The organism is Mesorhizobium sp. P2_B11 (genome assembly GCF_056404855.1).
Genome location: NZ_JBFUDF010000002.1, coordinates 26,157 through 40,302 on the forward strand (window position 1 = coordinate 26,157; position 14,146 = coordinate 40,302).

The 14,146-nt window shown below is 63.0% G+C and carries 11 protein-coding genes; 9 read left to right on the forward strand and 2 right to left on the reverse strand.

The features are described from left to right. Positions 1-14: 14 nt before the first annotated feature. Both rho and yddG read left to right on the forward strand, forming a co-directional pair. Complete coding sequence (gene rho / locus AC1DYJ_RS04555) at positions 15-1,280, forward strand: transcription termination factor Rho (RefSeq protein ID WP_112560220.1); 1,266 nt, start codon at positions 15-17, stop codon at positions 1,278-1,280. A 358-nt stretch (positions 1,281-1,638) separates the two neighbouring features. Next, a complete protein-coding gene (gene yddG / locus AC1DYJ_RS04560) occupies positions 1,639-2,553 on the forward strand; it encodes an aromatic amino acid exporter YddG (protein ID WP_477287818.1) in 915 nt (304 codons plus the stop codon). Between the two features lie 13 nt (positions 2,554-2,566). Here the strand turns inward: yddG and AC1DYJ_RS04565 are convergent, their stop codons facing one another. Then, a complete protein-coding gene (locus AC1DYJ_RS04565) occupies positions 2,567-4,588 on the reverse strand; it encodes a thioredoxin domain-containing protein (protein WP_477287820.1) in 2,022 nt (673 codons plus the stop codon). A 169-nt stretch (positions 4,589-4,757) separates the two neighbouring features. On the opposite strand from AC1DYJ_RS04565, the gene mnmE reads away from it, so the two are divergent. From mnmE to AC1DYJ_RS04600, 7 genes are all read left to right on the forward strand, one after another. Further along, on the forward strand, positions 4,758-6,080 hold the full coding sequence (gene mnmE, locus AC1DYJ_RS04570) for a tRNA uridine-5-carboxymethylaminomethyl(34) synthesis GTPase MnmE (protein WP_477287822.1): 1,323 nt from the start codon (positions 4,758-4,760) through the stop codon (positions 6,078-6,080). A gap of 412 nt (positions 6,081-6,492) precedes the next feature. Further along, positions 6,493-8,367 carry a tRNA uridine-5-carboxymethylaminomethyl(34) synthesis enzyme MnmG gene (gene mnmG, locus AC1DYJ_RS04575; protein ID WP_477287824.1) on the forward strand — a complete coding sequence of 625 codons (1,875 nt, stop codon included), beginning with the start codon at positions 6,493-6,495 and terminating at the stop codon, positions 8,365-8,367. Next, complete coding sequence (gene rsmG / locus AC1DYJ_RS04580; RefSeq protein ID WP_477287826.1) at positions 8,364-8,996, forward strand: 16S rRNA (guanine(527)-N(7))-methyltransferase RsmG; 633 nt, start codon at positions 8,364-8,366, stop codon at positions 8,994-8,996. Before mnmG ends, rsmG begins: the two co-directional genes overlap by 4 nt. Positions 8,997-9,058: 62 nt before the next feature. Continuing rightward, on the forward strand, positions 9,059-9,856 hold the full coding sequence (locus tag AC1DYJ_RS04585; RefSeq protein ID WP_477287828.1) for a ParA family protein: 798 nt from the start codon (positions 9,059-9,061) through the stop codon (positions 9,854-9,856). A gap of 63 nt (positions 9,857-9,919) precedes the next feature. Continuing rightward, positions 9,920-10,807 (forward strand): ParB/RepB/Spo0J family partition protein, encoded by an 888-nt coding sequence (locus AC1DYJ_RS04590; protein WP_477287830.1) that lies wholly within the window; start codon positions 9,920-9,922, stop codon positions 10,805-10,807. Positions 10,808-11,397: 590 nt separating this feature from the next. Continuing rightward, positions 11,398-12,024 carry a DUF1326 domain-containing protein gene (locus AC1DYJ_RS04595; protein ID WP_477287832.1) on the forward strand — a complete coding sequence of 209 codons (627 nt, stop codon included), beginning with the start codon at positions 11,398-11,400 and terminating at the stop codon, positions 12,022-12,024. A gap of 27 nt (positions 12,025-12,051) precedes the next feature. Continuing rightward, on the forward strand, positions 12,052-12,834 hold the full coding sequence (locus AC1DYJ_RS04600) for a DUF2182 domain-containing protein (protein ID WP_477287834.1): 783 nt from the start codon (positions 12,052-12,054) through the stop codon (positions 12,832-12,834). Positions 12,835-13,077: 243 nt separating this feature from the next. On the opposite strand, the gene holA is transcribed toward AC1DYJ_RS04600, so the two are convergent. Next, complete coding sequence (gene holA / locus AC1DYJ_RS04605) at positions 13,078-14,121, reverse strand: DNA polymerase III subunit delta (protein ID WP_477287836.1); 1,044 nt, start codon at positions 14,119-14,121, stop codon at positions 13,078-13,080. Positions 14,122-14,146 lie beyond the last annotated feature (25 nt).

Genomic DNA, 14,146 nt, shown 5'->3' on the forward strand with positions numbered 1-14,146 from the left:
CTCAGAGTCCGTCTATGCAAGAAATGAAACTCGCAGAGTTCAAGAACAAGAAACCGCCAGAGCTGATCGCTTATGCCGAATCGCTCGAGGTGGAAAACGCCAGCGTCATGCGCAAGCAGGAGCTGATGTTTGCCATCCTGAAGAAACTGGCCGCCCAGGAAATCGAGATTATCGGTGATGGCGTGGTCGAGGTGCTGCAGGACGGTTTCGGTTTCCTGCGCTCCGCCAACGCCAACTACCTGCCGGGTCCCGACGATATCTACATCTCGCCCTCGCAGATCCGCCGCTTTTCGCTGAAAACCGGCGACACCGTTGAAGGGCCGATCCGCAGCCCGAAAGAGGGCGAGCGCTATTTCGCGCTGCTCAAGGTCAACACCATCAATTTCGACGATCCCGAAAAGATCCGTCACAAGATCCATTTCGACAATCTGACGCCGCTCTATCCGACCAAGCGGCTGAAGATGGAGATCGACAATCCGACCTCGAAGGACATCTCGCCGCGCGTCATCGACCTGGTGGCGCCGATCGGCAAGGGACAGCGCGCACTGATCAACGCGCAGCCGCGTACCGGTAAGACGGTGCTGATGCAGAACATTGCCCATTCGATCACCGCCAACCATCCGGAATGCTATCTGATCGTGCTTCTGATCGACGAGCGGCCGGAAGAAGTGACCGACATGCAGCGCTCGGTGAAGGGCGAGGTTATCTCATCCACCTTCGACGAGCCGGCGGTGCGTCACGTCCAGGTCGCCGAAATGGTCATCGAAAAGGCCAAGCGCCTGGTCGAACATGGCCGCGACGTCGTCATCCTGCTCGATTCGATCACCCGCCTCGGCCGCGCCTACAACACCGTTGTGCCGTCATCCGGCAAGGTGCTGACCGGTGGTGTCGACGCCAATGCGCTGCAGCGGCCGAAGCGCTTCTTCGGTGCGGCGCGTAACATCGAGGAAGGCGGCTCGCTGACCATCATCGCCACCGCGCTGATCGACACCGGCAGCCGGATGGACGAAGTCATCTTCGAAGAGTTCAAGGGCACCGGCAACTGCGAAATCCAGCTCGACCGCAAGGTGGCGGACAAGCGCATCTACCCGGCCATGGACATTTTGAAGTCCGGCACCCGCAAGGAAGACCTGCTGGTCTCCAAGCAGGACCTGCAGAAGATCTTCGTGCTGCGCCGCATCCTGGCGCCGATGGGCACCACCGACGCGATCGAGTTCCTCATCGACAAGCTGAAGCAGACCAAGACCAACGCCGATTTCTTCGATTCGATGAACACGTAAGTGCTTTACCCTCCCCCTTGTGGGGAGGGTCGATCCGCGAAGCGGAGCGGGGTGGGGGTCTGCGCAACGAAAGCGCTTTACGAGCACCCCCCACCCCGTCTCACGATCTACGCTTCGCTGCGATCATGAGCCGACCCTCCCCACAAGGGGGAGGGTAAGGCCCGCTACCGGCGCCGCAACAATCGCTCCAACTCCCCAGCATCCGTCACCACCGGCAAACACACCTGCTCCGTGCAGGGCCAATCGCCCGCTTTATCGGCCGGCGACAGGTCGCATTCCCGATACGGAGTGACCATAGACGGCAACTTCCGCCGCTCCCTTCGTGCGAGGACTCAAGGCCTCGACGATTGGAAGCCGCATGAAGAAAACAATCCCGACCCTGATCGGCTTCTCCGCCATTCTGACATGGTCGTTCCTGGCGCTGCTTTCGACGGCGGCGGGACCCATTCCGCCCTTTCAGCTTGCGGCGATGACCTTCCTGCTTGGCGGGCTGGTCGGCGCGTCGAGCTGGCTCGTTCGCCCGGCGGCGATCCGGTCGCTGCGCCAGCCATGGCAGGTCTGGGCGCTCGGCACGGCGGGTCTGTGCATCTATCACTGCGCCTATTTCTTCGCCATCCAGTCGGCGCAGCCGGTCGAGGTCAGCCTGATCGCCTATCTCTGGCCGTTGCTGATCGTTGTCTTCGCCGCCTTCCTGCCAAGAGAAAAGCTCAGGCTTCACCACATCGTCGGGGTCGTGCTTGGCCTGGCGGGCGCCATCGTGGTGATTACTAAAGGCGGTAACGTCGGACTGGCCAATGGGGTGATGACCGGCCATGTCATCGCGCTGTTCTGCGCCTTCGTCTGGTCAGCCTATTCGGTGCTGTCGCGCCGCTTCGGCAAGGTGCCGACCGATGTCGTGGCCGGCTACTGCTTCATCACGGCGGCGGTTGCCCTGGTGTTGCATCTGACGCTTGAAACAACCGTCTGGCCGCAGACGGCGACGCAATGGAGCGCCATTGTCATCCTCGGTACGATACCGCTCGGCGCCGGCTTCTATGCCTGGGACTATGGCTGCAAGCACGGCGACATCATGATCCTCGGCGCGCTGTCCTATGCCGCGCCGCTGTTTTCGGTGATCGTGCTTCTGCTGGCTGGTTTTGGCGTCTTCCACTGGTCCGTCGCGCTCGCCTGCATCCTGATCACCGTCGGGGCTGTGGTGGCGGCCAGGGATTTGCTGTTCAAGCCGCGCGCGCCCGCGATCGACGCCACGCCGCTTCCGTCAGCCTTGGACTGAATGGCAGTTGAGCTTATTGGCTGCGTCGCAGCAGAGCTTCGAGATCCTGCGGATCGGTCACCGGCGGCAGGCAGATCTGGCCGGTACAAAACCATGCGCCCGGTCGGCCGGTTGGTGGCAGGATGCCACCCGGCAAAGCCGGTCGATTCGCTTCCGTTCCAATTGCTACGACGATGTCGACGCGACGCGGGTCGGGATTCCGATTCGCAACCGGAACGAGGCTTGGACTCTCTGGCGAGTCGACCAGCACCAGCTTCAATGGTTCGAGCGCCAGGGCACAGGCATTAACGATACCAGCCTGGCCATAGGACTGGTGCCCTGCCCGGCCCATGGCGTGTTCCGCGACGCGCCAGGCTTTGTCCTGCAATTCGAGATCGCCGGTGACCGAGGCCAGCCGAACCAGGGCCTCGATGATCTGGCTGGTGGCGGACGAAAGCGCCTCGTCGACATCGCCGCGGATGCGGATCGGCACATCGGTGCTGTCGGAGGCCGTCAGGTAATAGCCGGTCCCGTCGCTATCCCTGTGCCAGCGGTCGAGCTGATCGATGAACTGTTTCGCTTGATCGACATAGCTTGAGTCGCCTGTCGCTTCGAACAGCGCAATGGCCGCATTGGTCATCGCGGCATAGTCGCTGGACAGTGCCGGGAACAGTTTCTTGGCGCCGAGCATGGAGTGCGGCAGGCGGCCGTCCTGGCTGGCTTCGGCGATGTGGGCGAAGGCTTTTGCGGCTGCGTCGATCCAGTCGCGACGGTCCAGCGAGCGGCCGGCTTCGGCGAGACCCGCGATCATCAGGCCGTTCCAGTCGGTCAGCGCCTTGCCGTCCCTGCCCGGACGGACGCGCTGCTCCCGCGCCGCCAGCAGCTTTTCCTTCAACGGGATCAGTACGTCCCGGTCAGGCACGCTTTGGCTCTGCTGGGCATCGGTCTGATGGACGATCGGCTTGCCTTCCCAGCCATGTGGGCTGGAGAGCGTGAAGTATCTGAAAAACAAGGCCGAATCGTCGCCAAGCACGGACTCGATTTCATCCTTGCTCCAGGTGTAGAAAAGCCCCTCCTCGCCGTCGCTGTCGGCATCGAGACTGGCAGCAAAGGCACCGCCCTCGACACGCATTTCGCGCAGCAGCCAGGCAACCGTGTCTTCGATTCGTATCCGGAACAAATCATTGCCGGTTGCGGCATAGGCCCAGTTGCACAGGCGGATGAGCTGCGCATTGTCGTAGAGCATCTTTTCGAAATGCGGCACCAGCCACTCGGCATCTGTGGAGTAACGGCTCAAGCCCCCGCCGACATGGTCGTAGATCCCGCCGGCCAGCATCTTCTCCAGGCTGATGAGAACCGCGTCGCGGTGCGAGGCGGCACCGTCGCGCAGCCAGGACAGCCAGAGCGTTTGCATGAACGGTGCATTGGGAAATTTTGGCGCGCCGCGCAAACCGCCGAGATCGCGGTCAATCATGCCGTCGATGCGGCCGGCGAGATCGCTGAGCGTCGCTTTGTCGAGCGTGGCCTTGGCGTGAATGCCGGCCAGCCGCGCCTCGACATGATTGGTCAGGCCGTCGGCGCTCTGGTCGAGACTTTCCCGCTTCTCCCGCCAGGCCTTGTCGACCGCTTCCATCACCTGAATGAAGCCCGGACGGCCATAACGCGCCTCGCGTGGAAAATAGGTGCCGCCCCAGAATGGCTTGCCGTCGGGGTTGAGGAACATGGTCAGCGGCCAGCCGCCCTGCTCGCCCATGGAGGAAAGCGCCGCAATATAGATCTGGTCGATGTCCGGCCGCTCTTCGCGATCGACCTTGATATTGACGAACAGCCGGTTCATGACGGCGGCGACTTGGTCGTTCTCGAAGCTTTCATGCGCCATGACATGGCACCAGTGGCAGGCGGCGTAACCGATCGAGAGCAGGATCGGCCGCTGCAAAGCCTTGGCTTCGGCGAGCGCCGCCGGCGACCAGGCCCGCCAATGCACAGGATTGCCGCTGTGCTGCTGCAGATAGGGGCTGGCTTCGTCGGCAAGCAGGTTTTGCGCAGGCAAGGTCAAGGGCGGGCACGCTCGGTTTGGCGGTGTCGGGATGGGTTTCAAGCTAGAGCAATTCCAGGAAAAGTGTGAGCGGTTTTCCGAAGTCGGAATTGCGTTAAAACAAAGAGATAGGGCGGTCACCGTTTCCGCGAAACGGAGACCACCCGAAGCGATTGGCTAGAGCGGGCAAATGATTTCAGGCGATTCGATAGTTGCGCTGTCCAGCGGCCGCCTGCCCGCAGGTATCGCCGTCATCCGCATTTCCGGCGCGAAGACTCGATTCGTAGTCGAAACGATCGCCGGAAGCATGGTTAAGGACAGGGTTGCGGCGTTGCGCAAGCTGAGGGTGCCGAACGGAGCGCTGATCGATCACGGCCTGGTGCTGTTCTTTCCAGGTCCGAACAGCTTTACCGGCGAGGACGTCGCCGAATTCCATGTTCATGGCGGCCGCGCTGTTGCCGGCAAGATGCTGGAGACGATCGCCGGCTTCGATGGCGTGCGTCATGCCGAGCCCGGCGAATTCACCCGCCGCGCCTTTCTCAACGGCAAGCTGGATCTGGTTGAGACCGAGGCGCTGGCCGATCTGGTGAACGCCGAAACCGAGGCGCAACGCCGCTTTGCCGTGCAGAATGCCGAGGGCGCGCAGAGCGCGCTCTATGTCAGCTGGCGCCGACGGCTGATCCATGCGCGGGCGATGATCGAGGCCGAAATCGACTTCTCGGATGAGGAGGATGTCCCGGGTTCCGTTTCGGATACGGTCTGGTCGGACGTTAAGGCGATGGTGGACGAGATCAGCCGCCATATCGACGGTTTTCACGCTGCGGAGATCATTCGCGACGGTTTTGAGGTGGTCATCCTAGGTGCACCGAATGCCGGCAAATCCAGCCTGTTCAACGCGCTTGCCCGGCGCGAGGCGGCGATTGTCACGGATGAACCGGGCACCACGCGGGATTTGCTCGAGGTGGTGCTGGACCTTAACGGCGTAAAGGTAAGAGTGACCGACACAGCGGGCCTGCGCGACGCGCCAGGCAAGGTCGAGGCAATCGGCATCGAGAAGGCGCGCGCCAAGGCGCGTACTGCTGACCTGGTGCTGGCGCTGGAGGATCTGGTGAACCCGGTCACTGTTGGGGACATGCCGGCGGGCATCCCGACTTTGAAGATTGGCACCAAGGTTGACCTGCTGAAAGATGGGCTGCCGGCCGGAACCTATGATGCCGCGATATCGACCATGAACGGAACGGGATTGGCTGAACTGCTGGCTGACATCGGCGGGTGGGCCGCCGCTTCGATTGGCAGTGCCGGCGATATCCTGCCGTCGCGGCTGCGGCATGTAGAGCTGCTCAATGAGACGATGAACTATCTGGTCTCGGCTTTGGCGCAGGAGGCGCGTGGCCAGGAATTGCGGGCGGAGGAGCTGCGGCTCGCTGCGGATCGGCTGGGGCGGATTGTTGGGGCGGTCGATGTCGAGGATTTGCTCGATGTCATTTTCTCGCAGTTTTGTATCGGGAAGTGACTCACGTGAAACATTGGGACTTGCCTGACACGTGAAACATGGCCGCCGGGTCGTTTCACGTGAAACAAGCGCCGGTTGCATCGGAGGCCAGCGCTGCCCCTCATTGTCCTGCCGGACATTTCTCCCCGTATAGTGACGGGGAGAAAGATGCTGTCATCGGGGATTTCGCCAACCACCAAAGTTCGCGCCGGCGTCTGAGCTGCGCCCTTCTCCCCGTTCACGGGGAGAAGATGCCGGCAGGCAGATGAGGGGCCGCGCTATCCGCGGTAAATACCCGCCGGTCCCGTGACTCACGTGAAACATCGCAATCTCGCTGCCACCACGCGCGCAAGGCAAAACGAATCGCCCGCCATCCTTGACAGCGCCGCCTCTCGGGGACATGTGTCGGCAACCTCTGAATTTGGAAGACGAAATGATCGATCACTATGATGTGGTTGTGGTGGGCGGCGGCCATGCCGGGTGCGAGGCGGCCAGTGCTGCCGCGCGCGCTGGCGCCAGGACCGCGCTGGTCACGCTGCGCTTCGACACGATCGGCGTCATGTCCTGCAACCCGGCGATCGGCGGGTTGGGCAAGGGCCATCTGGTGCGCGAGATCGACGCCATGGACGGGCTGATGGGTCGGGTTGCCGACGCGGCCGGCATCCAGTTCCGCCTGCTCAACCGCCGCAAGGGCCCCGCCGTGCGCGGGCCGCGCACCCAGGCCGACCGCAAGCTCTATCGGCTGGCCATGCAGGAAGCGATTCGGCAGCAGAACGATCTCGACGTCGTCGAGGGCGAGGTCCTGGATTTTGAGATCGAAGAGGGACGGATCGCGGCTGTGGTCCTGGCTGGTGGGCGGCGGCTAGCTTGCGGCGCCGTTGTTCTGACCACTGGAACTTTCCTGCGCGGCCTCATTCATATTGGCGAGAAGAAGATCGTCGCCGGGCGAATGAACGAGCAGGCGAGCCTTGGCCTGTCGGCAACCATGAGCCGCGCCGGTTTCGCGCTCGGGCGGCTGAAGACTGGCACACCGCCGCGGCTGGACGGCCGCACCATCGACTGGGCGTCGCTGGAAAGCCAGGCGGCGGATGAACATCCCTCGCCGTTCTCGCTGCTGACCGACACAATCAAGAATCCGCAGATTCATTGCGGCATCACTCGCACGACGCCGGCGACGCACGAGCTGATCCGAGCCAATCTCGGCCGCTCGGCGATGTATTCCGGCTCGATCGAAGGTGTCGGGCCGCGTTACTGCCCGTCGATCGAAGACAAGATCGTCAAGTTCGGCGATCGCGAAGGCCACCAGATCTTTCTGGAGCCGGAAGGCCTCGACGATGACACCGTCTACCCTAACGGTATTTCGACCTCCCTTCCCGAGGATGTACAGCTTGACATCCTGAAGACCATTCCCGGGCTGGAGCGCGCGACCATGCTGCAGCCGGGCTATGCCATCGAATACGACCATGTCGATCCGCGCGAGCTCGAGCCGACGCTGGAAACCAAGCGCATCGCCGGTCTGTTCCTGGCCGGACAAATCAACGGCACCACCGGCTATGAAGAAGCCGGCGCGCAAGGCCTGCTTGCCGGGCTGAACGCCGCGCGCAAGGCTTCGGCGGGCGACCAGATCGTGCTTAGCCGGACTGAAGCCTATATCGGCGTGATGGTCGACGACCTCACCAGCCGCGGCATTGCCGAGCCCTATCGCATGTTCACGTCGCGGGCGGAGTTCCGGCTGTCGCTGCGGGCCGACAATGCCGATGAGCGGCTGACGCCGCTGGCGATGCGGCTCGGGATTGCTTCGTCGCAGCGGATGCAGCGATTCAATGAAGTCACTGAGGACCTTGATAAGGCACGCGACCTCGCCCGGGCAACGACCATGACGCCCAATGAAGCGGCGCGGCATGGGCTTGAGGTGAACAAGGATGGCGTGCGCCGCTCGGCGTTTGAACTGCTCGCCTATCCCGGTGTCGATGTCGCCTGGTTGACGCGCGTGGCGCCGGCATTTGGCGCCATCGACGCGAAGACAGCAGAGCGGCTCGAAACGGAAGCGAAATATTCGGTCTACCTTGATCGTCAGCAAGCGGATGTCGCGCAGATCCGGCATGAGGAAAGCCGGTTGATCCCTGCCTCGGTCGACTTCGCCGATGTTCCAGGACTTTCTAATGAGCTAAAGCAGAAGATGCGGACGCGGCAGCCGCGCTCGATCGCCGATGCGCAGCGCATGGAAGGCATGACGCCAGCGGCGCTGGCGATCATCGTCGCGCATGTCCGCAATGCCGAATCGGCGGCGCAAAGGGCCGTTGCGTGAGCGCTGCCTCATGGAAGAGCCTGCAAGAGGCCGCGGGACCGGTTTCACGTGAAACATTCGAGCGCCTGGTGGCGTTCGAACAGCTGTTTCTAAAATGGAACCGCAGCATCAACCTTGCCGCGCCGTCGACGCTGGACGATGTCTGGGGTCGCCACATTCTGGACAGTGCCCAGCTGGCGCGAATCGCACCTGAGGCCAAACGCTGGGTCGATCTCGGCTCGGGCGGCGGCTTTCCCGGTCTGGTGCTGGCTTTCCTGCTGGTGGAGCGCGACGGCGCGTCGATCGATCTGGTCGAAAGCAACCGCAAGAAAGCATCGTTCCTGCAAGCGGTGATCGGCCAGTTCGGTTTGCCGGCTCGGGTCGTTGCGCGGCGCATCGACGACAGCTATGCGCTTGTTTCCGCACCGGAAATCGTCACGGCAAGGGCGCTTGCCGCGCTTCCGGCGCTGCTCGATCTGTCGGCGCCATGGCTGACCAAGGGGTCGCGCGCTCTGTTCCACAAAGGCCGGGATTACCGCGCTGAAGTGGAAGAAAGCACTCACCGCTGGGCCTTCGATCTGGTAGAACATCCGAGTATGACCGACGCCCACGGCGTCATCCTCGAATTGGCCGATCTGCGGACTGCGTAAGCCTTCTTCGCGACCGCCGGCGACCCTTTGGCGACCCGCAAATGAATATTTGGCATAGACCCATGAAAACTGGCCCCCGCATCATCACCGTCGCCAACCAGAAGGGCGGCGTCGGCAAGACCACGACCGCCATCAACCTGGCCACGGCGCTGGCCGCGATCGGCGAAAAGGTGCTGATCGTCGACCTCGATCCGCAAGGCAACGCTTCGACCGGTCTCGGCATCGACCGCAAGGACCGCACGGTGTCGTCTTATGACGTGCTGACCGGCGAGCTCGACCTGGAAGCGGCGGCGATCCCGACGGCTGTCCCCGGCCTGTCGATCGTGCCGTCGACGCTCGACCTGCTCGGCATCGAGATGGAAATCGCGTCGGCGCCCGACCGGGTGCTCAAGCTGCGCAATGCGCTGCGTGCCGCGACCGAACGCGGCGCGCCGTTCGGCTATGTGTTGATCGACTGCCCGCCCTCGCTCAACCTTTTGACGTTGAATTCCATGGCGGCAGCCGATTCTGTTCTTGTGCCGCTGCAATGCGAATTCTTCGCGCTGGAAGGTCTCAGCCAGTTGCTCGAGACGGTCGAGCAGGTGCGTCGCACCATCAATCCGGACCTGATCATCCAGGGCATCGTGCTGACCATGTATGACGGCCGCAACAACCTCGCCAACCAGGTGGTGGAGGATGTGCGGGCGCATATGGGCGACAAGGTCTACGAGACCATCATCCCTAGGAATGTGCGGGTGTCCGAGGCGCCGTCCTACGGCAAGCCGGCGATCCTCTATGATCTGAAATGCTCGGGCAGCCAGGCCTATCTGCAGCTGGCGTCCGAAGTGATCCGCCGCGAGCGTAAATTGCGCGCCGCTTGATTAGAATTGGGTGATGAAACCAACCGATTCGATACCGAAACGATCCAAGAATCTGGAATTGAGATGAACGAAGACCTTTCGAGAAAAAGACTGGGGCGTGGACTGGCGGCCCTGATCGGCGAGATCGATCGCCCGGCGGCGCCGGAAAAGCCAGCCGCAAGCGCCGACGGCAAGGTGCCGATCGAGTTTGTCAGCCCGAACCCGAAAAACCCGCGCCGGCATTTTGGCGACGCCGACCTGACCGATCTCGCGCAATCGATCCGCGAGCATGGCGTGGTGCAGCCGGTGGTGGCGCGACCGTCGCCGACGCAGGCTGGCCGCTACGAGATCATCGCCGGTGAGCGGCGCTGGCGGGCGGCGCAGCGCGCCGGTCTGACCGAGATCCCGATCATCATTCGCGACGTCAACGACCGCACGGCACTTGAACTGGCTATCATCGAGAACGTCCAGCGCACCGACCTCAATCCGGTCGAGGAGGCGATGGGCTACCAGCAGCTGATCGACGATCATGGCTATACGCAAGCTGACCTGGGCAATGTCATCGGCAAGAGCCGAAGCCATGTCGCCAACACGCTGCGGCTGCTGAAGCTGCCCGACGTTATCCGCGACATGCTGGTCGACGGCGCGCTGTCGGCCGGCCATGCCCGCACGCTGGTGACGGCGCAGGATCCGGCCGGGCTCGCCAAGCAGATCGTCGAAGAGGGTCTTTCGGTGCGCCAAGCCGAAGCACTGGCGCAGATGCCGGCGGGCGGCACGCCACCCAAGGCCAAGCCGGCACAAAGTGGATCGGACAAGGATGCCGACACGCTGGCACTGGAAAAGCTGATGACCGACACGATCGGCATGATCGTGACCATCGAGCACAAGGGCAAGGGCGGCGCGATCCGCGTGAATTACCGCAGCCTGGAGCAGCTTGATGAACTGTGCCGGCGGTTGAAGGACGAGCGCTAGGCGATTGAGCCGTCACGCTATTTAGCCGGCAAATGACGTTTTGGCTTAAGCTTAGGTTTTTGCGCTGATATATCGGTGATAGACGCGAGCGCCGCTATTGCGCTGGGCTCTCCGCAATTTCGAAAGCGGCGAGGGCTGCTGATCTCCCCCTTTGTGGGGGAGATGCCCGGCAGGGCAGAGGGGGGCGCGAAGGAACGCTGACCTGACCGGCCCTTCGCCCACACGTCCCCCTATGACTCTCAATAGTCTGGCTGTGACTGACTGAGACGTCGGCGGGACAGCGCCCCCCTCTGGCTTGCCAGCCGTTCGTCGCTCGAAAAGCCAAGCAATTGGCTTTCCGTCCGCTGCGCGGACCACTCCTCAACCCCACAAGGGGGAGATCGCAACATCGCCTCGGCTTTCGCCAATCGCCAGCGCCCGCGCCGCTGCTTGACAGTGCCGGGCAACGGCGTAACGTAAATTAGATATAGCTTACATTGCCCTAGCGTGCCGACCAGTCGCGGCGGGGCCAATTGCCGTTCGCATTTGTGAACGGCACCACCTCGCCCAAGCGATATGCCGACGCGCCCGACGCAAGCGGGGAGGTGCACATGGCGGTCAGCTGGCAATTGTCTGGAAGTTACTTCGAAAATTGCAACTGCGATGTCGTGTGTCCTTGCCTGCTGTCCGCCAACGCGCAGCTGACATCGAAGCCGACGCGAGGCGTTTGCGACGTTGGCCTGGCCTTTCATATCGACACCGGCAAATACGGTGAGGTTCGGTTGGATGGCCTCAATGTTGTGATGGTTGCGCACGCACCGGGCCCGATGGCCGACGGCAATTGGACGGCTGCCGCGTATATCGACGAACGGGCCGACGACAAGCAAACGGAAGCGCTGGGCGCGATCTTCACCGGCGCCGCAGGCGGTCCGATGGCGGTGCTGGCACCCATGATCGGCACGAACCTCGGCGCCAAGAAGGTGCCGATAGACTATCGGATCGACGGCAAGAAGCGGTCGGCTGAGATTGAGGGCATCATGCAGATGGCGGTTGAGCCGTTGCCGACCATGCGCGAGGACGGGCAGATGTGGGCGGCCACCGGCCATCCGGTCAACCCCGATTGGCTCGCTCTGGCGATGGGGGCAGAAGGCAGCACGTTCAGCGACCATGGCATGCGTTGGGACAATTCCCGCCGCAACGGCCACTATGCCCCGATCAATTGGTCCGGCCAGCAGTAGTTTTCCAGCCGCAACGGACTTGGCCCCATGGCGCTGATATTGCAGCGAAACATCATTCTCGCGCTGCTGCTTGTTGTCGCCGCGGCAGCGTGGACCATGCTTGTCTGGCAGTCGCTCGGCATGGACGCGGACATGCAGATGTATTCACCCACCATGGGGATGAAGGCGCCGCTGTTTCTTGCCGTCTGGATGATCATGATGATTGCCATGATGTTCCCGACCGCCGCACCGATGGTGCTGACGTTTCATCGCGTTCAGGCCGGCAAGCGGGGGCGCGCCGAGACTTTTGTCTCGACCTGGTTTTTCGTGGCTGCCTACATGCTGCTTTGGGGCGCGATGGGCGCGCTCGCCTTTGGCGGTGCGGCGGGCGCAGAGCTTATTGCAGCGCATGCGGGAATGTCGGCCGCCACGGCCGCGCGCATCGGCGGCGCGCTGCTGGTGATGGCAGGCGCCTATCAATTGTCACCGCTGAAGGATCTGTGCCTGGCCAAATGCCGTACGCCAATGGGTTTCATCCTGACCTCATGGCGCGACGGTCGGTGGGGCGCGGTGCGCATGGGCCTGGAGCATGGACTGTTTTGCCTGGGCTGCTGCTGGCTTTTGTTCCTCGCGCTCTTTCCTCTCGGCATCATGAACATCGCCGCGATGGCCGTGGTCACGTTGCTGATCTTTGCCGAAAAGACCCTGCCGTCAGGGCAGAGGATCGCAAAGCTGTCGGGTGTCGCTCTGCTCCTTTATGGCGCCGCGGTGTTGGCCTTTCCGCAGGCGCTGCCGACGTTCCAGCCGATGGACGCGATGATAATGAATTGACGGATGGAGGTGCGGGAACGGCGAAAGCGCTGGCGACGGCTGATCTCCCCCCTTGTGGGGGAGATGCCCGGCAGGGCAGAGGGGGGCGCGAAGGAGCGCAAGCGTTCTCTATCCATGCCGTGACACTAAGGCGTTGCTGCGATTACAGAATTCTGCACGGCTGCACTCTACGCTGAAGGCCACGGCATGGATCCTCGGGTCAAGCCCGAGGATGACGAAGCGTCGAGGGGAAAGCCAATCGCCTTACCGCTGCCCCAGCCTTGCGCTTTCCACTGCAATGCCAAGCAACGCCTGGCGGGCCAGGGCTTCGGACAGGTCCGGCCTGCGCCGTGTCTGCAGTACAGCCGTCTGCAGCCGGTTGAGCGCGCGGGTCAGCGCATCGATGGTCCAGCGCTCCAGCGCCTTTTCCACCAGCTTGCGGCGGGTGAAGAAAACCGGTGGGCGCGCGCCGGCCACAGCCGAAGCGGCATTGCGGCCGGCTGAGTCCATCTGGCCGCGCATGACCTGCAGCTGCTGCAACTGCCGCATCGCCGACGACAGCACCAGGAACGGATGCCCGCCGGACAGGCAATGGCGGGTAAAGGCGGTGTCGAAGTCGCCGATCTTGCCTTGCAGCACCGCGTCGACGGCATCGTCGAAAGAAGCGCCGGAGACGTCGCCGGACATCGCCTTGATGTCGTCGAGGCCGATCTCCCGCTGGCCATGTGCATAAAGCACCAGCTTTTCGATCTCGCCGCGCGACGCCAGCCGGTCGCCGCCGAGATTGCGGCGCAGCGCCTGGCGCGCATCGAGCGCCATCGTCATGCCGGCCTTGCGCAGTTCGTCGTCAATCACCGTGTCGATGTCGCGGGCCTCGTCGGCATAGCAAGGCAGCGCCATAGCGGTGTCGGCGGCCTCGACCACGGCGCGCAGCCCGACGCCCTTTTTCAGGTCACCGGCCTCGATCAGGATGATGGCATCGCGCGCGGGTTCCGCCGTCAGCGCCTTGACGTCCTCGGCCAGTGGCTTCTGGCCACTGGCGTTGCGCACCCACAACAGCCGCCGGTCGGAAAACATCGGCACGGTGCGGGCTTCATCGAGCAGCCGGCCCTGGTCGCGATCGACCTCCGCGCCATCGAGCCGGACGACCGAGAAAGGATCGTCGAGCGGCAGGCCGGTCTTTTCGGCAAAGGCTTTCGCCCGCTCGGCCACCAGCCCGCGGTCGGGGCCGTAGAGCAGGACGATCGAGATACGCGCGTCCGGCTTCGCCAGCCACGAATCGACCTCGTATCCCTTTTTCTGCGCCATGAATGGGTGGTTAGCACGGCATGGG